At 45.2% G+C, this 25,365-nt stretch carries 20 protein-coding genes; 15 read left to right on the forward strand and 5 right to left on the reverse strand.

Annotation, left to right across the window (positions count from 1 at the left end):
• Positions 1-2 precede the first annotated feature (2 nt).
• The 10 genes from EDD70_RS04025 to EDD70_RS04070 all read left to right on the forward strand — a co-directional run bounded on the left by EDD70_RS04025 (position 3) and on the right by EDD70_RS04070 (position 13,973).
• Positions 3-2,363 carry a penicillin-binding transpeptidase domain-containing protein gene (locus EDD70_RS04025; protein ID WP_242943087.1) on the forward strand — a complete coding sequence of 787 codons (2,361 nt, stop codon included), beginning with the start codon at positions 3-5 and terminating at the stop codon, positions 2,361-2,363.
• Positions 2,364-2,497: 134 nt separating this feature from the next.
• Positions 2,498-3,937, forward strand: a complete 1,440-nt coding sequence (locus EDD70_RS04030) for a UDP-N-acetylmuramoyl-L-alanyl-D-glutamate--2,6-diaminopimelate ligase (protein WP_092752774.1) — start codon at positions 2,498-2,500, stop codon at positions 3,935-3,937.
• A 21-nt stretch (positions 3,938-3,958) separates the two neighbouring features.
• The gene (locus EDD70_RS04035) at positions 3,959-5,326 is read left to right on the forward strand and encodes a UDP-N-acetylmuramoyl-tripeptide--D-alanyl-D-alanine ligase (protein WP_092752772.1); all 1,368 of its coding nucleotides are present in this window, start codon (positions 3,959-3,961) and stop codon (positions 5,324-5,326) included.
• A 1-nt stretch (position 5,327) separates the two neighbouring features.
• Complete coding sequence (gene mraY, locus EDD70_RS04040; protein ID WP_092752770.1) at positions 5,328-6,338, forward strand: phospho-N-acetylmuramoyl-pentapeptide-transferase; 1,011 nt, start codon at positions 5,328-5,330, stop codon at positions 6,336-6,338.
• A 109-nt stretch (positions 6,339-6,447) separates the two neighbouring features.
• The gene (gene ftsW, locus EDD70_RS04045) at positions 6,448-7,635 is read left to right on the forward strand and encodes a putative lipid II flippase FtsW (RefSeq protein ID WP_242943086.1); all 1,188 of its coding nucleotides are present in this window, start codon (positions 6,448-6,450) and stop codon (positions 7,633-7,635) included.
• Positions 7,636-7,639: 4 nt separating this feature from the next.
• The gene (murG, locus tag EDD70_RS04050) at positions 7,640-8,770 is read left to right on the forward strand and encodes an undecaprenyldiphospho-muramoylpentapeptide beta-N-acetylglucosaminyltransferase (RefSeq protein WP_092752768.1); all 1,131 of its coding nucleotides are present in this window, start codon (positions 7,640-7,642) and stop codon (positions 8,768-8,770) included.
• A 123-nt stretch (positions 8,771-8,893) separates the two neighbouring features.
• On the forward strand, positions 8,894-10,165 hold the full coding sequence (murA, locus tag EDD70_RS04055) for a UDP-N-acetylglucosamine 1-carboxyvinyltransferase (protein WP_092752766.1): 1,272 nt from the start codon (positions 8,894-8,896) through the stop codon (positions 10,163-10,165).
• A 29-nt stretch (positions 10,166-10,194) separates the two neighbouring features.
• Complete coding sequence (locus EDD70_RS04060; RefSeq protein WP_092752764.1) at positions 10,195-11,442, forward strand: cell division protein FtsQ/DivIB; 1,248 nt, start codon at positions 10,195-10,197, stop codon at positions 11,440-11,442.
• Positions 11,443-11,615: 173 nt separating this feature from the next.
• Entirely contained in the window at positions 11,616-12,770 is a 1,155-nt protein-coding gene (gene ftsZ / locus EDD70_RS04065) for a cell division protein FtsZ (RefSeq protein ID WP_092752762.1), read from the forward strand.
• A gap of 135 nt (positions 12,771-12,905) precedes the next feature.
• Complete coding sequence (locus EDD70_RS04070; RefSeq protein ID WP_092752760.1) at positions 12,906-13,973, forward strand: M23 family metallopeptidase; 1,068 nt, start codon at positions 12,906-12,908, stop codon at positions 13,971-13,973.
• 22 nt (positions 13,974-13,995) lie between these two features.
• Here the strand turns inward: EDD70_RS04070 and EDD70_RS04075 are convergent, their stop codons facing one another.
• The 4 genes from EDD70_RS04075 to EDD70_RS04090 form a co-directional block, all read right to left on the reverse strand.
• Positions 13,996-14,742 carry a YdcF family protein gene (locus tag EDD70_RS04075; RefSeq protein WP_092752758.1) on the reverse strand — a complete coding sequence of 249 codons (747 nt, stop codon included), beginning with the start codon at positions 14,740-14,742 and terminating at the stop codon, positions 13,996-13,998.
• Between the two features lie 56 nt (positions 14,743-14,798).
• Positions 14,799-16,154 (reverse strand): alanine/glycine:cation symporter family protein, encoded by a 1,356-nt coding sequence (locus EDD70_RS04080; protein WP_092752756.1) that lies wholly within the window; start codon positions 16,152-16,154, stop codon positions 14,799-14,801.
• 125 nt (positions 16,155-16,279) lie between these two features.
• Positions 16,280-16,651, reverse strand: a complete 372-nt coding sequence (locus EDD70_RS04085) for a VOC family protein (RefSeq protein ID WP_092752754.1) — start codon at positions 16,649-16,651, stop codon at positions 16,280-16,282.
• 66 nt (positions 16,652-16,717) lie between these two features.
• Complete coding sequence (locus tag EDD70_RS04090; protein ID WP_123811012.1) at positions 16,718-17,053, reverse strand: hypothetical protein; 336 nt, start codon at positions 17,051-17,053, stop codon at positions 16,718-16,720.
• Positions 17,054-17,257: 204 nt separating this feature from the next.
• Between EDD70_RS04090 and EDD70_RS04095 the strand changes: the two genes are divergently transcribed.
• Positions 17,258-19,738: a transglycosylase domain-containing protein gene (locus tag EDD70_RS04095; RefSeq protein ID WP_092752750.1), complete on the forward strand. Its 2,481-nt coding sequence runs from the start codon at positions 17,258-17,260 to the stop codon at positions 19,736-19,738.
• Positions 19,739-19,781: 43 nt separating this feature from the next.
• On the opposite strand, the gene ytvI is transcribed toward EDD70_RS04095, so the two are convergent.
• Entirely contained in the window at positions 19,782-20,876 is a 1,095-nt protein-coding gene (ytvI, locus tag EDD70_RS04100) for a sporulation integral membrane protein YtvI (protein WP_162840821.1), read from the reverse strand.
• 338 nt (positions 20,877-21,214) lie between these two features.
• Between ytvI and EDD70_RS04105 the strand changes: the two genes are divergently transcribed.
• From EDD70_RS04105 to EDD70_RS04120, 4 genes are all read left to right on the forward strand, one after another.
• The gene (locus EDD70_RS04105; protein ID WP_092752746.1) at positions 21,215-21,655 is read left to right on the forward strand and encodes an ACT domain-containing protein; all 441 of its coding nucleotides are present in this window, start codon (positions 21,215-21,217) and stop codon (positions 21,653-21,655) included.
• A 51-nt stretch (positions 21,656-21,706) separates the two neighbouring features.
• Positions 21,707-22,951 carry a homoserine dehydrogenase gene (locus EDD70_RS04110; protein ID WP_092752744.1) on the forward strand — a complete coding sequence of 415 codons (1,245 nt, stop codon included), beginning with the start codon at positions 21,707-21,709 and terminating at the stop codon, positions 22,949-22,951.
• Between the two features lie 24 nt (positions 22,952-22,975).
• Positions 22,976-23,866: a homoserine kinase gene (gene thrB / locus EDD70_RS04115; protein ID WP_092752742.1), complete on the forward strand. Its 891-nt coding sequence runs from the start codon at positions 22,976-22,978 to the stop codon at positions 23,864-23,866.
• Positions 23,867-24,030: 164 nt separating this feature from the next.
• Positions 24,031-25,242, forward strand: a complete 1,212-nt coding sequence (locus tag EDD70_RS04120) for an aspartate kinase (RefSeq protein WP_092752740.1) — start codon at positions 24,031-24,033, stop codon at positions 25,240-25,242.
• Positions 25,243-25,365 lie beyond the last annotated feature (123 nt).

Below are 25,365 nucleotides of genomic sequence, written 5' to 3' on the forward strand. Positions count from 1 at the left end.
ATATGGCGGTTACAGGACCAAGTTCAAAAATGAAGCGTCGGATGATGGTTTGTATGGCTATACTGTGCGTGGTAGGCACTTTGGGTTTGATTGTTCGTTTATTTACCTTGCAAGTGGTAGATGCAAAACAATACCAGCGCAATGCCGCAAAACAGCAGCTGCGTGAGGCAGATATCAGCCCCAAGCGCGGGACGATTTACGACCGCAATATGAAAACGCTTGCAAAAAGTGCCACAGCATGGACCGTTGTGTTATCCCCATCCGATATTCGCGATAAAAAAGATAAGGACGGCAAGATTGTACGTTCGGCTGACGAACTCCGCAATACCATAGCCGACGGTCTTTCTGAGATTTTAGAAGTAAACAAAGATAAGATTATCGAGAAATCCCACCGCAATACGTATTATGAAATTATTAAAACAAGGGTAGAACGCCCTGTTGCCGACGAGGTAATTGCATTTGCATCCGAAAACAACATTACATGCATCAGCCTAGAAGAAGACAACAAACGCTACTATCCTTACGGAAGTTTGGCATCTACTGTGCTTGGCTTTACAGGCAGTGAAAACCACGGTGCCTATGGGCTGGAAGCAAAATACGATGATGTGCTCAGCGGTACACCGGGGCGAGTAGTTTCGGCAAAGAATGCATGGGGTACCGATATGCCTTTTAAATACGAAAAGATGTATGATGCTACCGACGGTAACAGCATTGTACTTACCATTGATGAGAGCATTCAGCACTTTGTTGAAAAACATCTTGAAACCGCCGTGAAAGAACATAATGTCCAGGCGCGCGCTACTGCAATTGTAATAGATGTTAAAACCGGGGAAATTCTGGCTATGGCAACGAAAAACGATTTTGACCCCAATTCGCCCTATACAATAGGAGACATCAACATTGCAGCAAAACTGGAATTAGCAAAATCAGGCGACAAAGAAGCTGCAAAAGCGCTTTTGGATAAAGTTGAAAATGTGAATAAACGCAAAGAACTTGAAGCAATGATTAACAGCGGGGAGGATTTTTATAACGACCTGCTGCAACAGATGCAATACGACCAGTGGAGAAACAAAGCGATTTCAGACCCATATGAGCCGGGTTCGGTATTTAAGCTCATCACTGCTGCATCGGCTTTGGAGGAAGGTGCGGTTAACCCAAAAACGTTCTCTTACACGTGCAAGGGTTCGATACAAATTGCAAATAAGCGAATCAGCTGTTGGAAGACAGCCGGCCATGGTACGCAAGATTTTACCCATATTATGATGAACTCCTGCAACCCCGGCTTCATTACGGTTGGTCAAATGCTGGGTGTTGAAAAATTTGTAAAATATCGTCAAGCATTTGGTTTGCAGGATAAAACCAGCATCGACCTACCCGGCGAAGCGGGTAACGTAGGGTTATATCATGAAATCAGCTTAATGGGTACCAAATTGCCCAACGTTTATCTTGCATCCGAATCGTTTGGGCAAACCTTTAAGGTAACCCCCATTCAGCTGATTACAGCAATATCTGCAGTGGTAAACGGCGGTAATCTAATGCAGCCACACCTTGTAAAACAAATTATAGATTCTGACGGCAACATTATAAAAAACATAGAGCCTACGGTTAAACGTCAAGTAATTTCTGCCGAAACGAGCAATACTGTTGCTTTAATGGCAGAAAACGTTGTAACCAAAGGCTCGGGTAAAAATGCTTACATACCGGGTTACCGTGTAGGCGGAAAAACCGGTACTTCAGAGAAATTGGATAAAACAAACGAACAGGGTGCTGTTGATAAACGTATCTCGTCGTTTCTTGGTTTTGCACCGGCAAACGATCCGCAAGTTGCTTGCCTGCTGATGCTTGACGAACCATTTATGCATAACCCATATGGTTCGGTAATTGCAGCACCGGTGGTGGGTGCAATATTAAGCGAAACTCTGCCATACCTTGGTGTAGAGCCCCAGTATACCGATGAAGAACTTGCAAAAATTGATATTAAGGTCCCCGATGTTATAGGTAAAGGTACTATGGATGCACAGGGCAGTTTGCGCCCGATCGGGTTAAATTACGAAGTGATAGGGGAAGGTTCAACCGTTATTAAACAAACTCCGCGCGCAATGACTTCGGTACCCAAGGGCAGCAAAGTTTTGCTTTATACCGATACCGAAAGCCTAAGTAAACTTGCAACCGTGCCCAATGTAATTGGTATGACGGCGCAGCAGGCAAATGTAGCATTAACCGATGCAGGGCTGAACATTAAAATCTCCGGTGCTACCGAAGGCGTAAACACAGCAACAAAGCAAAGTGAATTAGCGGGTGCACAGGTAGAACCCGGTACGGTGATAAACGTCCAATTTATCAGCAAAGATACATCAGATTAAAGACAAATAAATAAAATATACCAGAACGAGTGAACAAGATTTGATAACAAGTAATTTGTACTTGCGGCAAAGCAAGCAATGCGTAAGCTTTGCCTTGGTGAAAGCGGGTGTATTCCCGCAGAGGGGGTAACGAAATGAAGCTTTATGAGCTTTTAAAAGAGATTGAATGTGAAAATAAAATAAAGGATTGTGAAATCTCTAAGGTTACCTGCGACAATCGCGAAGTGATACCGGCATCTGTTTTTGTATGTGTAAAAGGTTTAAAGTTTGACGGGCACACGGTGGCACAGCAGGCGTTGGACGCAGGTGCGGCAGCAGTGGTCTGCGAGCGCGACTTGGGATTGAAAGAGCAGATTTTGGTGCCCAATTCACGTGAAGCGTATGCAATTATGTGCGGCAACTTCTATGGCAATCCATCCCATCATATGAAGTTGATAGGCATTACAGGCACAAACGGCAAAACAACTATTACGTACCTGATAAAGCATGTACTTGAAAGTGCCGGCAAACACGTGGGGCTGATCGGCACCATCCACAACGAAATTGGTGATATGGATGTGCCTGCCACGCATACCACACCCGACCCGGCAGAGTTGCATGTTCTGTTTTCGCGTATGCTGAAAGCGGGCTGTGAGTATGTGGTAATGGAGGTATCTTCCCACGCCCTTGACCAACATCGTTTGGCAGGTTGCCGCTTTGCTGTAGGGGTGTTTACCAATCTTACGCAAGACCATCTGGATTACCACGGCACGATGGAGAATTACTACGAAGCCAAAAAACGATTATTCTCTATGTGCGAAACCGCAGTCATCAACATCGACGATTCTTACGGCAGACGGCTGTTGGATGAAATCAATTGCAAAACCCTTACCTTTTCTACCGACAGTGACAGCGCTGATTTTACAGCAAAAAACATCATCCCGTCGGCTACCCAAACACGTTTTGCTTTGGTAGGCGATAGCTTGATTGGCAGAGTAAAATTCTGCATGCCGGGCAAATACTCTATCTCTAATGCGTTAGCAGCAGGGGTTGCTTCTCTTGCGGCAGGTATTTCTTTTGATAATGCAATCATTGGGCTTAACAGCTGTACGGGCGTTGTTGGCAGAACAGAAGTTTTGGATACCCATACCGATTTTACTGTTATACGCGATTACGCGCACACTCCCGATGGGCTGGAGAAAGTCATCTCTGCTGTTAAGGAGTTTGCAAAGGGGAGAGTAATCACGCTGTTTGGCTGTGCGGGCAACCGAGACCGTACCAAACGCCCCAAAATGGCAGAGATTGTATCACGGCTATCCGATTTTGTTATCCTCACATCCGATAACCCGCGCAATGAAGACCCGCTTCAAATCATTGACGATGCAAAACCGGGATTACTGGAACATGATACGCCGTACGAAATCTTCCCCGACCGTTATGAGGCAATTGAGTGGGCGCTCGATTTTGCCAAAGCAGGCGACATTCTTCTGCTTTGCGGCAAAGGGCACGAGGATTATCAGGTGCTGCATTTTGGTACCATCTGTTTTGATGAAAAAGAAATTGTTTTAAGACTGCTAAAAGAAAAGCAAAAGTAAAAACACCGGGAGGATACCCCAATGGATATAAAACTATCGCTTTCCGCAATTTGCGAGGTTGTATGCGCGGATAAAAAACTGTTCGGCGATGTCAATTACATTACAACCGATTCCCGCGATATTCGTCCGGGTTGTCTTTTTGTTGCACTGCGCGGCGAAAATTTTGACGGACACAATTTTATTGGCAATGCCTTGTTACAAGGGGCACAGTATGCAATTGCAGAGGTAAAAGGCGATTACCCAAAAGACAGGGTGCTTTATGTGGGCAGTACCGAAAAAGCTCTGCGCCGCATTGCTGCGCTGTATCGGGCACAGCTTACAACAAAAATTGTAGCGGTAACAGGCAGTGTCGGCAAAACTTCTACACGTGATATGACTGCGGCAGTTTTATCGGCAGGGTATAAAACGATTAAAACCGAGGGTAATCTCAACAATCAAATCGGTGTGCCCAAAACCGTACTTGGGATAGAAAGCACCCATCAGGCGGCTGTGGTGGAGATGGGAATGTCAGGGTTTGGCGAAATTGAAGAACTATCACTTTGTGCACGGCCAGATGCTGCCATCATCACGAACATCGGAGTATCTCATATTTTAAAACTTGGCAGCCGTGAGGGGATTTTTAGAGCCAAAACAGAAATTACAGCAGGCTTAAAAGCAGGTGCACCGCTTATTTTAAACGGCGACGATGATTTGCTTATTACTTACCGCAATTCCCGTTTCAATATTGTTTACTTTGGCATAGATAACCCCGCTTGCGAGGTACGTGCCCAAGATATTATAAGCAACGACCATACAACTAGTTTTACAATTATATACAACAGCAGAAGTATTCCCGCTGTAATCCCCACAATGGGGAGGCACAATGTGCTAAACGCTTTGGCGGGCTTTACAGCGGGCGTGCTTCTCGGTGTAGAGCCCGAATCGGCGGCGAAGGCTCTGGCAGAATTTGCTCCGACAGGTATGCGCCAAAAAATTGTAGACTGTGGCGGGATTACCATTGTGGAAGATTGCTACAATGCCAGCCCCGATTCCTTTGTAGCCGCACTGAATACCCTAAAGGACAGAAGTTGCACAGGCAGGCGGATTTTAGTAGCAGCCGATATGCTGGAACTGGGCGCGATTTCGAGCAAGGCGCATTACAACGTGGGTATTTTGGCGGGTAAGCTTGGCATAGATGCTGTATACGCATACGGCGAGATGTCGAAGCATACCATAATAGGAGCGGAAGACAGCGGTGTTTGTGATGCAAAATATTTCGATAGCAAACGTAAGCTGGCAAGTTATTTGATTGCCAACGCAAATAAAGGCGATATTTTATGGTTTAAAGCGAGCCGCGGCATGAAGCTTGAGGACGTTATTCAGACAGTATATGAGGAGCGTAGAAAATAACATGAATACATTCGTAATTATTCTTACGGCAGTGCTTGCATTTGCCATTACAGCAATTTTGGGCATTTGGTTTGTACCTTTTTTGCATAAGGTAAAATACGGTCAGCCCATTAACGATATTGGCCCTACATGGCATAAAAATAAACAGGGTACACCTACTATGGGGGGCATTCTGTTTATCATTGGTATTTTGGTTGCAGTAACAGTTGGTTATATCGTATACAATTTTCAAAGTGAAAATATCCTTGTGCATACCTACGAGATGAATGTTATTCGGCTTTTCTCGGGGCTTGTTATGGCTCTTGCATTTGGCTTTATGGGTTTTATAGACGATTACATTAAAGTAGTGCGCAAACGCAATTTGGGGCTTACCGCCCTGCAAAAAATTATCTTGCAAACACTTATTTCCGGGGCTTATTTGGCAACACTGTATGTAAAAGGCGATACCTCCACCATTATTGTTTTGCCATTCTTTGGTCAGCTTAATCTTGGTGTTTTATATTACCCTGTTATGATGCTGTTTATTATATTTATGGTAAATGCGGTCAATCTCACCGATGGCATCGACGGGCTTGCGGCATCGGTAACCTTTGTGGTTTCTGCTTGCTTTATGCTGATAGCAGGTATGCTTGCATTCAACGAAATGAACATTCTTGCAACCGCAGTTGCCGGTGCTATGATTGGTTACCTTGTTTGGAACTTTCACCCCGCAAAGGTGTTTATGGGTGATACCGGTTCCATGTTCCTCGGCGGCCTCGTAGTTGCCATGGGTTACGGTGTGGGGCTGCCTGCATTTCTCATCCCCATTGGCATAGTATATATTTGCGAGGCGGGCTCGGTAGTGCTGCAGGTGGCAAGCTTTAAACTTACCGGCAAGCGCATATTCAAAATGAGCCCTATCCACCATCATTTTGAAATGTCGGGCTTCAGCGAGGTGCGTATTGTTGCATTATTTTCGCTTGTTGCAGCAGTTGGATGCATTCTCTCCGTTTTGGCGGTGCAAAGACTGTAACTGTAAATAAAACATTACAGCTCTGCTCTCTTCTGTTAAACAGAGGGCAGAGCGTTGGCTGCCGAGCCTGTGTGGTGCACGGCTGACGATAGATAGAAAGGATGATATTGTGGGTCAGGCGAGGGCAGATAGCAGATATATGGGCAAAGCACGCAGAAATGTACGTGAAAATGCCGTGGCGAAACCAAAAGCGGCAAAAGGCAGTATAGACATTACTTTTTTAGTGCTGGTTTTGTTGCTTGTCACCTTTGGTTTAATCATGTTGTTTTCAGCAAGTTATGCCAACGCCTATTACCACAACGATGACAGCTTTTTCTATGTAAAAAAACAGTTGGTGTGGGTGGCGCTCGGGATTGGCGGGTTGATTGCTACCACGCTTTTCGATTACCGTTGGTTTAATAAGCTTGCAGTTCCCATTTTCATATTTTCTCTTATGTTGCTTGTAGTAGTACTGTTTATGGCGCCGAGTAACGGGGCAAGGCGGTGGATTTGGCTGCCGGCAGGCGGTAGCGTACAGCCTTCAGAGATAGCAAAGTTTGCAATGGTTATCATGTTTTCGAAGCTGATAATGGCAAATCAAGACCGTATGAAAACATTTAAATACGGTATCGTCCCTTTTGTTACAATTCTTGCAATGATTGCAGGGTTGATGATTTTGGAGCCTCATCTTTCGGGAACCATACTTATTTTGTCTATCGGCGCGATTATGATGTTTATTGGCGGTACCGATTTAAAATGGTTTGCGCTTGCAATTATTGCTTGTGTGGTGGCGCTTGGTATTGTGGTTATGATACCCGGTGTCATCGAATATGCAGCTTCTCGTATCGAGCACTGGCTCGATCCGTTTCTTGATCCCCGCGGTAAAGGGTATCAGACAATTCAATCACTTTACGCTATTGCATCGGGCGGGTTAATGGGCCTTGGTCTCGGTAACTCCCGCCAAAAATATTTGTATATCCCCGAGCCACAAAACGACTTTATCTTTGCTATAGTCTGCGAAGAACTGGGTTTTGTGGGTGCGGCGATTATTATCATACTGTTTGCACTGTTGGTGTGGCGCGGTTTTGTTATTGCAATGAAAGCACGCGACAAGTTCGGCTCAATGCTTGCAGTGGGGCTTACTGTACAGGTAGGCTTGCAGGCGCTGCTTAATATCGCGGTGGTTACCAACACAATTCCAAATACCGGTATCAGTCTGCCGTTTTTCTCATACGGTGGTACTTCACTTACCATGCTGCTTGCCCAAATGGGCGTGGTGCTTTCGGTTTCTCGCCGTGCAGCCTTAGAAAAGGAGTAATTTTATGAGAATCTTGTTTGCTTGCGGCGGCACAGCGGGGCATATCAACCCCGCCCTTGCAGTTGCACAATTAATCCGTCAAAAACACCCCGAAGCAGCGGTGCTGTTTGTGGGCAACCCCACGGGGATGGAGGCACGTTTGGTTCGAGAAGAGGGGTTCGATTTTGCCCCTATTCAAATCAAAGGGTTTCAGCGCCAGCTAAATTGGCATAATATCCAAAACAATATACGGGCAATTATTTACCTCACTACAGCTTCAGCCCGCGCCAAAAAGATAATTGAAGATTTTAACCCCGATGTTGTTATGGGTACAGGCGGTTATGTCAGCGGACCGGTAGTGCGCGAAGCAGCAAGGCTGCAATATAAAACCATTACGCACGAGCAAAATGCTTTTCCCGGCGTTACCACAAAGCTGCTCAGCCGTTATGTAGATAAAGTTTTACTTGCGGTGCCTGAGGCGGAACAATATCTTAACCCCAAATGCAAATACGTTGTGACGGGTAACCCTATACGTCAGGACATTATTTTTGCCAACCGAGAAAATGCCCGTAAAAAAATGGGGATTGGCAACCGCGTGTGTCTGCTCTCGTTTGGGGGCAGCAACGGCGCGCGGGCAATTAACGAGTCCATCGCCCGTTTAATGGCATGGCACTGCAAAACAGGTGAAATCTATCATATCCATGCCACAGGCAGGTATGGTGTCGATTTACTCCCAGACCTTTTAAATAAGCAAGGCATTCAAAATTATAAGCAATACCCCAACCTCGACATTCGCGAGTACATATCGGACATGCCGGTTTGCTTAGCGGCTGCCGACCTTGTTATTTCTCGTGCGGGTGCCCTTACATTAAGTGAGCTGCAGGCCGCGGGTAAAGCATCTATTCTTATTCCATCACCCAATGTTGCATCAAACCACCAGTATTACAATGCAATGGTTTTGCAAAATGCCGATGCAGCTTGTGTAATTGAAGAAAAAAACCTTACCGGCGAACGATTGGTTGATACGGTGAAAGATATGATTGCCGACCGAAGCCGATTGACTCAGCTCGGGAGAAATGCCTCAAAAATAGCGATTTTAGATTCCAACGAACGCATTTATAATGAAATTATGTCATTGATTCAAAAATCCAAATAAATGATGTTTTATACCCTATTTTACGATATACCTGCCCCGTAAGTACCATTTTCACATATTTCTGCTGTTTGCATAAGATGGTTTATAGCGAAACTCAGCTCATCTTAAAGCGAGGTAAATGATATGCAGAAATATTTGATTCAGGGCGGCAGCCGACTTACCGGTGATATCCAAGTTCAAGGCGCTAAAAACAGCAGTTTGCCCATACTGGCAGCTGCGCTGGTTTCAACAGGCGAATCGGTGCTCCATAACTGCCCCAATCTTTTGGACACAGAATATGCAATTAAGATTTTGGAGTATCTAGGCTGTAAATGCTACCGTGAGGGCGGCACGGTTACAGTGGACACCACTTCCGTTACACAATGTGAGGTACCTGACCGCTTAATGCGAGAAATGCGCTCCTCCATAATTTTTCTGGGAGCAATTGCTTCACGCTGTAAAAAATGCAGACTTAGTTTTCCCGGCGGGTGCGAGATAGGACAACGCCCCATAGACCTGCACCTTTCTGCTTTGCAGCAAATGGGTATGCAGATTGAAGAAGACCACGGCTACTTAAATTGCAGCGTGGATAAAGGATTTCATGGCGCTAATATTTTGCTTTCGTTCCCCAGTGTGGGTGCAACCGAGAATATTATTCTCGCAGCGGTGAAAGCAAAAGGGACGACCGTTATCACCAACGCTGCACGTGAACCCGAAATTGTAGATTTGGCAAATTACTTAAACCGCTGCGGGGCAAAAATTAGCGGTGCAGGCGAGGGCACAATCACGATTGAGGGCGTAGAAACCATGCAGCCTTGCGAGTATACCATTATACCCGATCGAATTGTGGCTACCACATATCTGGCAGGTGCTGCGATGACGGGAGGCAATATCCGGCTTACGGGGATTGATTGCCGTCATCTGGAATCGATTCTGCCTGTGTTTGAAGAAGCCGGATGCTCTGTCCGCCGCTACAACGACGCAGTCAGTCTTTCGTGCAATCATAAGCTTTCATCGGTAAAACTCATCCGTACTATGCCTTATCCCGGTTTCCCAACCGATGCTCAAGCACCATTGATGGCGATGATGAGTATTGCACAGGGTACAACTGTGTTTGTTGAAAACATTTTTGAAAACCGCTATAAACACGCCGTAGAATTACAGCGTATGGGGGCACATATTAAGGTAGAAGGCAGAGTGGCAATCGTTGAAGGAATACGCACATTGCACAGTGCCGAAGTAAATGCAACCGACCTGCGCGGCGGTGCAGCACTTGTTTTGGCGGCACTGGCAGCAGAGGGTACTACTGAGGTGATGAATGTACATTATGTCGACAGAGGATATGAACAGTTAGAACGCCAGCTTAATTTGCTTGGTGCAAATATTTCGAGAATTTCTTGCGGAGATCAGGCGTAAGTAAAGTATAAATTTGGAGATTTTTCTATATGCAAAATACAAGAAGTAAAAAGCAAAAAGGGCAGCGAACGCGACAGAGCAATGTCCGGCCGCAAAATGCTCCGCGTATGCGGGGCGACGTTTACGCCGCGCAGCAGCAAAGCCGGGCACAAAACTCTAAACGCCATAAACTAAAACGTCGCGGAAACAATGCGCTGCTTTATATTATGGTACTGATTTTGATGCTTACTGTTGGTGTTGTACTGATCTTCACCGTGTTTTTTAAGGTGATAAACATTGAGGTAGTCGGGCTCAGCCGCTACAGCAAACAGGATGTTATCAAGACTTCGGGTATTGTGGAAGGCGTAAACATGTTTCGGCTTGACCGAAAGGGAATCGAAGATGCCCTAGTGAAAAAATACAGTTATTTTGAAGCAGTGCATCTTAAATATGGGTTACCCGATACGATAACTATAAAGGTGATGGAAGCTGAACCGGCAGGTGCAATACAGCAGGGCGAAACTTACATACTCATATCTTCGTCGGGGAGGGTGCTTGAGACAGACGTTACCGAGCTTATGTCGGGATTGCCTATTATAAAAGGTTTTAATGCGCTGCAATTAAGCCAGGGCAGCACAATTGAAGATATGCTTCGCAAAATGCGCAAAGAAGCAGCTGCAAAGGGTGACCCAAAAGAAGGCGATACGGCAGAGATGCGGCAGGCAAAACAAGATGCTCAGCGAGCCGCTGAACAGGCGGTAAGCAACCTATCTTCTCAAATGGACGTGATGAAAGCCTTTCTGCAAACAGTTGGCATAACCGGATTTACTCAGGTAAATTACGTTGATTTGAGTGATAAATTCAATTTGGTTGTTGGGTATAACGGTAAAATAATAGTTGAATTTGGTTCTGAGGCGGAACTCGCCTACAAGATACAATGCGTACAAAAAGTGATTGATGAAAAACTTGCTGATACCTTCGAGGGTAAAATCGATGCTTCCTATCCGGGAAGGGTGCGTGTACGCCGATTAAGCCTGCAGGCGCAAGATATGACAGAAGATGAGTACGCCGAGTATCTTTACGAACAGAACGGCGGCGAGCAGCCGGAAGCTTCGGATGAACGCTCAGCTGAGAGCAGCTTGAGCACGGATGAAAGCAATTCCGGCAGCACCTCGCAAAACAGCAAGCCGGATGTTTCATCTTCGGATGAAGCGTCTGATGCAAGCAGTGAGGAGGATGACGCGAACAGTGAAAGTGAGTCGGAATATAATTCGCAAGGGCTGCCCGAAATAGGGTAGAATAGGATTTTTTCAACAGTCTGTATTCTGTCGTCAATATATTACCGAATTTGCGGATTTGTTGTGCTATCCTATTGAATTGAAAGCAAAAACATGATAGAGTAAAATATATATAAATTTATAATTATTATTTAATTTACATACTCCACAAATTGTATAGGGGGAAACCTTGGATGTTTAACAATTTCAGCATTGATATGGAATACGACAATTGTGTGTCGATTAAAGTGCTCGGGGTGGGCGGCGGCGGCGGTAATGCGGTCAATCGCATGATCCAGTCCGGCATGCAGGGTGTTGACTTCGTATCTGTCAATACCGATCATCAGGCGCTTATCTTTTCACAAGCAGCGCAAAAAATTCAAATAGGCGAAAAGCTTACAAAGGGCAGAGGTGCCGGCGGCGACCCTGAAAAAGGTCAGCGCGCGGCGGAGGAAAGCCGTGATGAGGTTGCAGCTGCACTGAAGGGTACCAGTATGGTATTTATCACTGCAGGTATGGGCGGCGGCACCGGAACAGGTGCAGCGCCGGTTATTGCTGAGATTGCAAAAGAAATGGACATCCTCACGGTTGGTGTTGTAACCAAGCCCTTTAATTTTGAGGGTAAACGCAGAGCCGAGCAGGCTGAAATGGGCATCACTGCTCTTAAAGAACAAGTGGATGCCTTGGTTGTGATTCCAAATGAACGGTTGAAAACTGTATCGGACCAGAAAATCTCGCTTGCAAATGCGTTTTTAATGGCGGATGATGTGGTACGCCAAGGCGTACAGAGTATCTCTGATTTGATTAATGTTACCGGTGTGGTCAACTTGGACTTTGCGGACGTTACCGCTATTATGAAAGACGCCGGCTTTGCCCACATGGGCGTTGGCCGCGCATCGGGTAAAGACAAGGCAAAACTTGCTGCACAAGCGGCAATATCCAGCCCTCTGCTCGAAACTTCCATCAACGGTGCGCATGGCGTAATCGTAAACTTTACTGTTTCACCCGATATTGATTTGGAAGAGATCGATGTGGCATCCTCTATGATTCATGAGTCTACTCACCCCGATGTAAACCTGATTTGGGGTGTTGCTTACGATGACACTCTCAACGATGAAATGAAGGTTACTGTGATTGCCACAGGCTTTGAAGAAAATCTGATGGATATCCCCTATGTGTTTAAATCAACCCCCAACGAGGCTGCGGTGAACTCGCGTACGGCAACCGCAACACAGGCAAGGCCGGTTGTGCAGGAGGTACCGCCTGCACCTGCACCGGAGCCGATAAAAGAAGAGGATGATGATACCGACTTCTTTGATATTATGAAGATATTCAACCAGAAAAATTAGGACAAGCTTACCTTCAGGCAGCTGCATGATTGTGCGGCTGCCTTTTAAATTTTAACAAGTAGGCAGGGGCCGCATGCATAGCATGCGGCTCCTTTTTCATACACTGATACAAAAACGAATTTGCAGGTGATAGGGTTGCGTGTTAATAATAAGACTTATGCGAGTGTTATAATCTTTCTGGCGGTGTGCATTACAGTTTCCGTTTTGTCTTTAGGCACAAAAACGGCGATGGTGATAAACAATAAAGAAAGCGAAGAAAAAAAAGACTTTATAAAGTGGGCAGAGTTTAATGTTCCTGCATCGGCGTTGGATAAAGCATATAAGGCAGCAATTAAAGCCAACGAAGAAGAACTTGACCTGGATATGCCCCGTATTTTAGGTTATCTGGCTGCTACCTACTGGGGCAATTGGAAGTCTTACAAAAGCTCCGATGTGGATAAGCTTTTGGAGCGCATCCGTTCAGGCGAAAATCTTACAGAAATGGCTGCCAAGTATAAAGATTACAATTATTTTCGCAAAACATACGATGCCGTATTAGGGGGGATGGTGGGTGACTACGCCATAGAGCTGCCCGATGAAACCGGTAATTTAAGGTGGGTAGAAAAATATGGGCTTAAGGCGTATTTGCCTGTTGCAGAAGGCTTCAGCTTTGGCCACTGCGACGATTTCGGCAACTCTCGCTCATTTGGCTACCGCAGGCGGCATTTGGGCAACGACTTGATGGGGACCGTTGGCACACCGATTATTGCAGTAGAATCGGGTACGGTTGAGGTAATGGGGTGGAACCGCTACGGAGGCTGGCGCATCGGTATCCGCAGTTTTAACAGCCAGCGTTACTATTACTATGCACATCTGCGTAAGAATAAACCATTTCAGCCCGACCTTAAAGAAGGGGATACAGTGCAAGGCGGAGATGTTATTGGGTATTTGGGTATGACCGGTTACTCGAATAAAGAAAATGTGAATGGTATGAACGTACCTCATCTGCACTTTGGTTTACAGCTTATCTTTGATGAATCGCAGAAAGATGGGAACGGTGAGATTTGGGTAGATGTATACCAGCTGGTGAATTTTCTTGCGCGCAACCGCAGTACGGTAGAGCGTGACAGCGACACCGGATTTTATAAGCGTAAGTATAATTATATCGACTACACTGCACAGGGTGACCACCCACCTATACCAAAAGCAAACGCATCGGAATAAGCCCGATGCGTTTTTGTTTATATTATGTCCCCAGCACAACCGCTTTTACAAGCCCTGCCCATTCGCGCACGTAGTACATCGGCACCAGCCCCCAAGGCGTATTAGATGAAATTGCCGAGGGCGAAAGCCCGTTGCGCTTTGCAAAAAGAGAGGCGCGAAATTGATGGAAACCATCTGTGCAGATTACGACATTGGTATCGAGATTGTTTTGTACTATTACCTTTGCACAAAGCTTAAGGTTTTGGCTTGTATTGCCCGAAGCATTCTCTTCATAGATTCGTTTTGCCTCAACCCCTTGCTGAATGAGATATTGTTTCATCACTGCACTTTCGGTATAGGTTTGTCCTTCGCCGAGCCCGCCGGATACCACAGCCACCGCATGAGGGTTGCTGTGCAGGTAATCGGCAGCAGCCGTCAGCCGTCGGCTCAGCATCAGGCTCGGTTGGTCTCCTTTAATTTTTGCCCCCAATATAAGTACGGTTTCGGGCGGGTTGGCAACGGCGGGAGGAGAAAAGTAAGCCGCATGCAGCATCAGTGTTAGTAGGCATACTGCAACAGTGCCGCCCAATGTCCAGAGTATGTTGATAAGCTTGCGCCATTTTGCTTTAATACTGTTATAAAAATATACATAACTGCCAAATGCAATTGTAAACAGCAGCATAGCTGCAACAGATAGATTCCAAATTCCGTAGATTAGAGATGGAATGAGAGCGAAAAATAGTACCACTGCACAGAAACCATAGCAAAACACGCGAACAATTTTTTTCATGATGACCTCTCCATTGTTGAAATAAGCTCATCATAGCACAAAATTGTGAATAGATTTTAGCGCCGTGTCTTTTTAATATAATCGCGTGTCAAGCCAAAGACAACCCCAGAAAGCCCGAGTATTCCAATAAGGTTCGGCACAGCCATCAGCCCGTTCAGTGTATCGGAGATACTCCATACTGTTTCGAGTTGTGTAACAGCACCAATAGGAATGAGCAATACAAACAGGTAACGGTATACCCAAGTGGCAAGTGAACTGCCACGTGTAAGGTAATTGAGGCTTGCTTCGCCATAATAGCACCAGCCCAGCATAGAAGAGATTGCAAAAAACACCAGCGAAACCGATACAAATACGCCCCCAAGGCTGCCTAACGAATGCGAGAACGCTGCTGAGGTCATTGCACCGCTCTCCAACGGTAACTCCAGCACGCCTGTTGTAAGCAATGCCAGTGCTGTGAGGGTACAGCATACCATCGTGTCCGCAAACACCTCAAACATGCCCCACATGCCCTGCTGCACTGCACTGTCGGTATCGGCGGCTGCATGTGCAATGGGTGCACTGCCAAGCCCAGCTTCGTTCGAAAACACCCCGCGTGCAAAACCATAACGCATCGCCTGTGCAATGCTGTAACCGCCGCAGCCGCCCAATGCCGAGCGGCTGTTAAATGCACCCTGTACAATTTGTGCAAGGGCATCGGGTACTGCTGTAATATTTTTACCGATTACAACAAGTGCAAATAGAATGTACAGTGCAGACATCAGCGGGATGGTAAGCTGAGTGATAGACGCAATACGGCGAAGCCCGCCGACGATGATCAGTGCGACGATTACCGCTGAAATAATACCCGAAACCCAAACGGGCACCGAAAAGCTTGCAAGCATTGCACCCGAAATTGCATTTGCCTGCGTCATGTTACCAATACCAAAGCTTGCAGCCACACACAGCACCGAAAACACCCATGCCAAAACAGGTGCGCCAAGCCCCTTGCTTAAATACAGCATAGGGCCACCATAATGTGCGCCGGTTTTATCGGTACTGCGAAATCTTACAGCAAGTGCAACTTCAGCGTATTTTGTCATCATACCAAACAAAGCGCTTACCCACATCCAAAAGATGGCGCCTGCGCCCCCCAAAGAGATCGCAGTTGCAACACCGGTGATGTTGCCAACACCCATAGTTCCGGCAAGTGCAGTGGAAACCGCCTGCAAAGGGGAAATACCGTTGCGATTCTTGATTTTTTTGCCGCCGAATATTCCGCCCAGCGTGACGCGCAGCATGCTTTTAAAATGGGTAAATTGAAAAAAGCCTGTGCGGAGTGTAAAATAAATGCCCGTACCAATCAGAAGTATCAGCATGGTGGGGCCCCATACAACAGCGTTGATGCGGTGATTGATTCCCAATAAAAAGTCCAAGCGTCTGCCTCCTCCTATACATTCTGTAAAACTATATGAAAAAGGTGCAGAAAAAAGACGGTGGCAGCGCTTGCAGTACTGAACAACAAAAAAAGAGGCGCTGTATGCGCCTCTTTTTGAGCCAATTAATCTTTTTGCGGTACTATTTCCAGCCAGTACCCGTCCGGATCACAGATAAAATAAATGCCCATTGCAGGGTTTTCAAAACAGATGCAATCCATTGCTTTATGTTTTGCATGTGCCGCTTCCATATCGTTGGTGGTGAATGCAAGGTGAATTTCGTTGTCTCCCAAATTGTAGGGGTCTTGGCGGTCACGCAGCCATGTCAGTTCAAGCTGATAACTTTCGTTCTCATCGGTAAGAAAAGCTAAAATAAAACTGCCGTCGTCTGCAGCTTTTCTGCGTACTTCATGCAGTCCCAGTGCCTCTTTGTAAAAAGCAAGAGATTTTTCTAAATTGAATACATTCAGGTTATTGTGTGCAAAATTAAATTTCATCGCAGATAAACTCCTTTCTGTATATTAATGTTATTGTACAGAAAAGAACAATATTTTTCAACTATGCTAGCTTGTATAATCTTCAATTAAATTGACAAGTTCTGCATAATCTTTTGCCGAAACGCCATTTTTCAGTTGCCCGCGGTCATAATCGGGCAAACTTTGAATATACACATCAAAAACCAAATCGGGGTCCGCAGCGCCGCGATGAAAAACAGCCAGCCTGCCACGGTAATCTTTTAAAAGATATTCGTAATCGGCGGCCTCTTCAATGGGTACAGCTTCGGCACCGCGATTAATAGGGGCAGATTCTTTCGGCGTCGACCATTTTACAAGGGCGAAGCTTAGAGCCACAGCTGCAACAAGAGACAGCATGGTAACAGGTAATCCTGTGCGCATCAAAGCGTCCCTTCCTTTCTCATATATCTTAGTTTTAACCCTATTTTGGGCAAAAATCAAATCAGCTATGCAATAGTTTAGAAAAATATTCTAATAAAATTATTTTGCAAGAATAAAATTTTTACAGTCAATTCCTTTTAAAAAAATTAACATTTTACATTTGGAATATGGTATAATACTAAGGAATACAAGGGGGCGACAAAACCTATGGGTTCTTACAATAATCTGCCGGAACGTTCGCGGCGTCCTGTAAATCGAAATCCGCAGGGCAGCAGAAACCAAGCCGGCAACCAAAACAATACAAACCAAAGCCGCCCTTCTCGTAACAAGCGCAGTTCTGCGTCGGTTATGCGGGGAGTAAAAGGCACTTTTTCCATTATCGGTAAAACCTTTGTTACCATCTTTTTAATTATGGTAATTACAGGTTCGATTGTGGCGTCGGTTATGACGGTTTATATTGTAAATTTTCTTGATGATCAAACCGAATTCGACTTGAGAAATTTGGAACTGAACTATACTACCACATTATATGCAAAAAACGCCGAATCGGGTGAAGATTATCCGCTGCAGGTGATAAAAGGCAACGAAAACCGCATTTGGGTGGATTTTGATAAAATCCCAAAGCAAATGCAGCTTGCTGCCATGGCAGCCGAGGACAAACGCTTTCAAACGCACCAAGGCGTTGACTGGAAAATGACCTTCAAGGCATTTTTAAAGATGGTGTTTGGCGGCGAAACAACGGGTGGTTCTACCATAACACAGCAGCTAATTAAAAATATTTCGGGCGATAAGCAAGTTCGAATAGACCGTAAACTCAGAGAGATTTTTCGTGCTTTGGCGTTAGAAAAAGAATATTCCAAAGACGATATTATGGAGGCATACCTAAATACGGCAACAACAGGTAATAACGTATACGGTGTGCAGGCTGCTGCCAACTTATTCTTTGATAAAAACGTGGACGAGCTGGATACCGCGGAAAGTGCTGCAATTATTGCTATAACGCAGAACCCAAGCAAATACGAGCTGCTCAACCATGAAGAAAGAAACCGTGAAAGACGAGCCTATGTACTGAATAATATGCTTGATATTGAGTTGACCCAGCTCAAAGCAAGGCTGGACGGCAAGGCAAAAACAGAATACGGGCCTGTAGTTGGCGGTAAAATAAGCAAAAGTGAGTATGAAGCTGAAAAAAGCAAGCTAAAACAGCATTATGATGCTGCTCGGCAGCAACAACTTGTAATTAAAACCAGTACCGCGCAAAAAACCCGTTCTGAAACTTACACTTACTTTGTAGACTACGTAATTGAAGAAGTGATTGCCGATATGTGTTCGCAGCTTGGCTACGAAAAACAGGCGGCATGGGATTTGGTTTATAACGGTGGTCTTTCAATTTACACAACCGTTGATGAGAAAATTCAGGACATCTTGGATGAAAAGTTTATAACAAACGAGATTCAGTACAATCCGCAAAAATCAATTTTCCAAAAAGTAACCGGATATTACATTACAAACGGCGGTAAATCTTACGGCCAAAGCCTTGGCGATAAGCAACCGCAGAGTGCGATGGTTATTATGGATTATGAGGGCAACATCAGAGGAATTGCGGGAGGCAGGGGAGAAAAGACAGGTGACCGTACTTTTAACCTCGCCACAGACGGTGTTCGTCAGACAGGTTCGTCCATCAAACCGATATCTGTCTATGCACCCGCTATAGACCTCGACCTTGTGCATTGGTCATATCTCACTGATGACAGTCCGTTTGGTTACCTTGTGAACGGGCAGCTTGTCCGTGCATCGGATGCGGTAAAAACCGTACAGGAGACGGATGAGGAAGGCAATGTTGTTGAGAAGAGAGTAGCTGCGGGTACTCCGTGGCCCACTAACTACGACTACAATGGACAGGGCAGGTTAACTATTGACAGAGCAATCCAGAACTCGGTGAATACCATTGCGGTAAAAACATTGGATATGCTTACCCCGCAGGTGGCTTACGACTTTTTGAAAAATAATCTTGGCATTAACTCACTCAATCCTGATCATGATATAGACTACTCTCCGCTTGCGCTGGGTGGTATGAGCGGCGGTATTTCGGTATTGGATATGACAGCGGCATATCAGATATTCGGCAACGGTGGGCTGTATTACGAGCCTCATTCGTATACCAAAGTGGTTGATAACCAAGGCAACGTGCTTTTAGAGGCAAATGATGTGCCCAGACGTGTGATATCGGAAGATACCGCCGAGGTTATGAATAAGCTGCTGCAAAGCGTTGTTTCTGGCGGTACAGGTGCCGCTGCAAGGCTGGGCAACCTGCCTACCATGGGTAAAACAGGTACATCCAGTATGGATAAGGACCAGTGGTTTATTGGCGGAACACCTTATTATGTATCGGCTTTGTGGTTTGGTTACGATAAAGAAAATGCGGGCATTCCGCATTATAATCCGTATCCACCACCGCAAATTTGGAAGCGCGTTATGACCGATGTAAGCAAAGGTCAGCCGAATAAGGCATTTCCTACAAGCGGCAATGTTGTGCAAAAGGCGTATTGTACCGAAACGGGCGACCTTGCAACGCCGTCCTGTCCCAAAACTGCTATGGGTTGGTACAAAGAGAGTTCACTGCCGGGCAACTGTACTCTGCACAGCGGTGCAATCGAATCCGAAGAAATATCTGAGGAAGAAGAATAATCTTAAATGACGAAATCCCCTCTGTCCCAATCGACAAAGGGGATTATTCTTTTTGTTTTGGCGGGATTTCCCACAGATGAATTGTTCCGCTGTCATTTAAAAATTTTAAAATCAGAACAAGAACAGGTGCAAGAAACATCCCCACAGCGCCAAACAGCTTCAGCCCTAAAAACATGGAAGTGACAGTGACGAGCGGCGGCAGCCCGATATGATCACCGATGATTTTGGGCTCGATAATATTGCGCGCTATGGTGATAACCCCGTACAAGATGAGCAAACCAATGCCCAAAAAGCGGTTGCCCTGCGTAAATGATAACACTGCCCAAGGGATGAGAATCAGCCCGGTGCCTATAGCGGGCAAAAGGTCTGCTGCTGCAATGCCGGCTGCCCAATAAAAACTTTGAGGAACGCGCAGCAGCCAAAGCCCTGCAAATAACTCTGCAAAGGTGATAAAAAGCAAAAGCAAGTATGCTCTAGCGTACTTGAATACGATTTTGACAAGAAAATCTTTAACGGCAAACAACGTTTTTCGGTGATGCTTGGGAACCAACCTTGCAAAAAAGCTCACAACGTTGGTATAATCCATCGAGATAAAAAAGGATGATAAGATGGTAAACAAAAAAGTGAGGCAAAAGGCAGGAATTGCTTTTACGCAAACACCAATGCCTTCAATCAAATGAGTTGAAACACCATTAATAAAAGTGCCTACCTGTTTTGTAATTGTATCCGAAAGAGTAACGAACTGTACACCAAGTTCGGGAAAAAAGCCGCTAAGCAGTGCCGAAACCTGATTGCTGAGGCCTTCAACGGTAGGTACAACCACAGTATTATAGGTTTGCGGCAGTGATGAAACCAATGTGCGCAAACAGGTCATTAACTGGAGGAGTAACAACCAAATGAGCGCAAACAATGCAGCATAAACGCACAGCAATACAATCGCCGCACAAAATTGCCGCGTAGCACTGGACATTCGGTATACCAGATTTACAACAGGTTTTAGCACGAACGATATAACAAAGCCCAGTACCAGCGGCAGTATCCACCATATTAAATATTTAAAAATAAAAAACGCAAGTGCCGCCACAACGACGGCATAAAGAACATCTATTATAAATTTTCGTTTGCCGTCCAGTGTCAAAAACCTCACCTCGCTGTTATATAATATTCCTTTCACTGCCGTAAATATGAAGAACTGTGCTGTCCAAAAACAGACAATTAAAAATTTATTTTTTGCATTCGATTGTTTTATTGTGAATGTTACTAAAAGTTATGATACATACGCGCAAATAATAGATACAACCTTCATTAAGGCTTGATATTAGAAGAAAACAGGAGAAAACGCCCTGTAAACTTTAAAAACGACGAAATATAAGCTTAAAAACAGCACAATAAACGTAATTCAAAATTGTGCGAAGTGTTATGAGGTGTTATAGTGTATATCACAACGATACAAATGTGCTCGGGAGGTGTACAAAAATGGATAAACCAAAATTTTTGCTTGTTGACACGGATGTTTTGCCCGATGTGTTTTTAAAGGTTGTTTATGCCAAAAAAATGATTGCGCAGGGCAAAGCAAAAAGCTCCAGCGAAGCGGCAAAACTTGCAGGCATTTCGCGCAGTGCTTTTTATAAATACAAAGATTGTGTACAGCAGTACAACAGTAAAATGAGCGATAACATAGTTACCATATATGCCACACTTGCCGACGAACCGGGAGTATTATCCTCCGTTATATCGCAGCTGTACACCTCGGGCGCGAATATTTTAACACTCAACCAAAATATTCCTGTAGATTCGGTGGCGCATGTATCGATTTCGGCAAAAATCAATTCTATCAACTGTACAGAGCAAGAGTTGATTATGCAAATTAAGGGGCTTACCGGTGTGGTAGAGGCAAAGCTGCTTTCGGGCAGCTAATGGCATTACTCTGCACAGGCAGATATATTAAATTAATTGGGGGATTACTTCATGTTGAAAATAGCGGTTATGGGCCACGGTGTAGTTGGCTCGGGTGTGCTCGAGGTTTTTTATAAAAACCGTGCCAGCATGCAGCGAAAAGCCAATAAAGAGATGGATATCAAATATGTACTGGATTTGAGAGACTTCCCGGGTCTGCCGTATTCCGACAAGTTCATCAAAGATTTCGAGCTGATTGTCAACGATCCTGAAATCAACATTGTAGTGGAAGTGATGGGTGGATTAAACCCTGCTTTTACATATGTTAAACGCTGCCTTGAAGCAGGCAAAAGTGTTGTTACCTCTAACAAAGAACTGGTTGCGGCAAAGGGTGCAGAACTGCTTAAAATTGCAAACGACCATGATGTAAACTTCTTTTTTGAGGCAAGCGTTGGTGGCGGTATTCCTATCATCCGCCCGTTGCATGCATGCCTTGTGGCGAATGAAATTGACGAGATTGCAGGTATTTTAAACGGCACTACCAACTTTATTTTGACAAAGATGATTCGTGAACAGATGACATTTTCGGATGCGCTGGCATTGGCACAAAAGCTTGGCTACGCAGAGCGTAACCCCGCTGCCGATGTAGAGGGCCATGATGCCTGCCGTAAAATTTGTATTTTGGCATCGCTTGCATTTGGTAAACATGTGTACCCCGATGAAGTTTATACAGACGGAATTACAAAACTAACCCTGGAGGATGTGGAATACGCAAAAAACTGGGGCGGTGTGATTAAACTAATCGGCAGAGCAAAACGTATGCCAAACGGCAAGGTTTCTGTAATGGTCAGCCCTGCTTTTATAAGCAGCGACAGCCAGCTTTCGAGTGTGGACGATGTGTTTAACGCGGTACTGGTACGCGGCGATGCTACAGGAGATGTGGTGTTCTACGGCAAGGGTGCAGGTAAGTTGCCCACTGCATCTGCAGTTGTGGCAGACGTTGTGGATGCTGCCAAAGCAGAGCACAGCAGCACATCTCTTCGTTGGGAGAATAACCCACAGCATAATACAGCGGTGAATTACCTCGATACCAAAGCGAGCATGTATGTTCGAATAGGGTACGATAATTATGATAAAGCAATTAAGGTAATCAATGATTTGTTTGGTGAAATAGTGCCAATTTACCGCAGCGGAGCAGAGGATGAATTTGCATTTATTACTCCTATACTCACCGAACGTGAGCTGAGCGAAAAGATAAAACAAATTACCCAAAATGGTTTGCAGGTGCTTGGCAGCGTAAGAGTGTTGGATTACTAATCATCGTAAAGGGGATGTTGTTATATGATAAAGGTACAAATTCCCGCTACCAGTGCTAATATCGGTGCGGGCTTTGATAGCCTTGGTCTTGCGGTTTCGATGTACAATTATGTAAATTTAGAGGAGCAGGACAGCATTGAAATAGTAGCACTGGACGGTGTACCAATACCAACCGATGAAAGCAACCTGGTTTACCAGTGTGTAAAATATATTTATGATTTATGCGATAAACCGCTGAAAGGTATTCGCATTGAGCAAATCAATAATATCCCAATGGCACGCGGCTTGGGCAGCTCGTCTGCCTGCATTGTCGGCGGTTTGGTGGGTGCCAATGCCATGCTCGGCAACCCCTTGCGCACGAGCGACCTTGTTAATATAGCCGCAACGATGGAAGGGCATCCCGACAACTCCACCCCCGCACTGCTTGGTGGTTTGGTTACTGCGGTGCTTGAAAACGGCAAAGTATACTATGTAAAACAAGAGATTGCAGAAGATTTGCGCTTTGTTACCATCATTCCCGATTTTGAACTCAAAACTAAGTTTGCGCGCGAGGCATTGCCCAAAGAAATACCGCATAAAGACGGAGTCTTTAATCTTTCGCGCGCTGCTCTAATGTCTGTTTCGTTGTATTCGCGCAATTATCAAAACCTGCGCATTGCAGCAGATGACCGTTTGCATCAGCCCTATCGCCTTTCACTCATTAACGGCGCACACGATGTGCTTGAAATGAGCTATAAGCACGGTGCCTATGCTTCGTACATCAGCGGTGCAGGCAGCACTTTGATGTCTATCATCAGTTCGGGCAACTTTGAGTTCGAGGGGATCGTACGTGAGTATCTCCAAGAAAACGGGCTTGACGGATGGAAAGTAAATGTTCTGTCCATCGACAACGAAGGTACCAGAATAATCCCTTAATACCAAGGGGATGCTGAAAAGAGATATATTTTTTACAATCAATCTCGCAAAGCTCAAACTGTAAAAAAGATATTGTCAATCATATACGCGTCTTGTAATATAATAAAGTATGCAAATGCGATTCTTTTTTCACATATAAGCGCAAAGATTTAGGAGGTAAGACAATGGCTCTGATTGTTCAGAAATTCGGCGGCACATCGGTTGCTAATGCCGAGCGCATTTTTAACGTAGCAAAGATTATTACCGAGACATATTCAGAGGGCAATGACGTAATCGCTGTAGTGTCTGCACAGGGCGATACTACGGACGATCTGATTGAAAAAGCTGCCGAGATTAATACGAATGCATCGCAGCGCGAGATGGACGTGCTGCTTTCTGCGGGCGAGCAAATTTCAATGTCTCTATTGGCAATGGCAATCGATAAAATGGGTTTTCCGGTGAAATCTCTTACCGGTTGGCAGGCAGGCTTTTTAACCGATAGCAGCCACACCCGTGCCAGAATTCGCCGAATTAACAAAGAGCGCATCGAAAATGAAATTGGCAAGCGTAATATTGTGATTGTAGCGGGTTTTCAAGGTATTAACCGTTACGATGATATTACAACGCTTGGTCGCGGTGGCTCCGATACCAGTGCCGTGGCGTTGGCGGCAGCACTGCATGCCGATAACTGCCAAATTTACACCGATGTAGACGGCGTTTACACCGCCGACCCGCGTGTTGTACCCAAAGCACAAAAATTGGATGAGATTACTTACGACGAAATGCTGGAGCTTGCATCGCTGGGTGCAAATGTTCTGCATAACCGTTCTGTAGAGATGGCAAAAAAATATTCGGTGCCGATGGAGGTACTGTCTAGTCTGGAAAGAAAACCAGGGACACAGATTAAGGAGGTTATCAAAATGGAGAAAATGTTAATCAAAGGCGTAGCACGTGACAACGACGTCGCTCGTATTTCTATTATCGGCGTACCGGACACTCCGGGTGTTGCGTTTAAAATATTCTCTCAGTTAGCAGCAAAAAAGGTCAACGTCGATATCATCCTTCAGTCTATCGGCCGTGACGGAACGAAAGACATTAGCTTTACCACTTCTCGTTCACATAAAGACACTGCGATGGATATATTGAACGGCATTAGCGATAACCTGAATGCACATGGCGTTGTGTGCGACGATAATATTTCAAAAGTATCTGTAGTTGGTGCAGGTATGCAAAGCAATCCCGGTGTTGCATCCAAAATGTTCGAGGCTCTTTCTGAGGCGGGTGTCAACATCCAGATGATTTCAACCAGTGAAATTAAAATTTCGGTACTCATCGACCTGAAAGATTCTGAAAAGGCTTTGAACGCTATCCACGATGCGTTCATCAACGAAGATTAATATCAATGTTGTTTTACACCGTATTTTCTGCTGTTGGGCAGAGAGTACGGTGTTTTTTTATGTATTTTGGTTGTTAATGTATAGAGTGCCTACTTTTTAGCAAACATGAAAAAAGGCATATCT

It is taken from the genome of Hydrogenoanaerobacterium saccharovorans (assembly GCF_003814745.1).
GTDB lineage: Bacteria > Bacillota > Clostridia > Oscillospirales > Ruminococcaceae > Hydrogenoanaerobacterium > Hydrogenoanaerobacterium saccharovorans.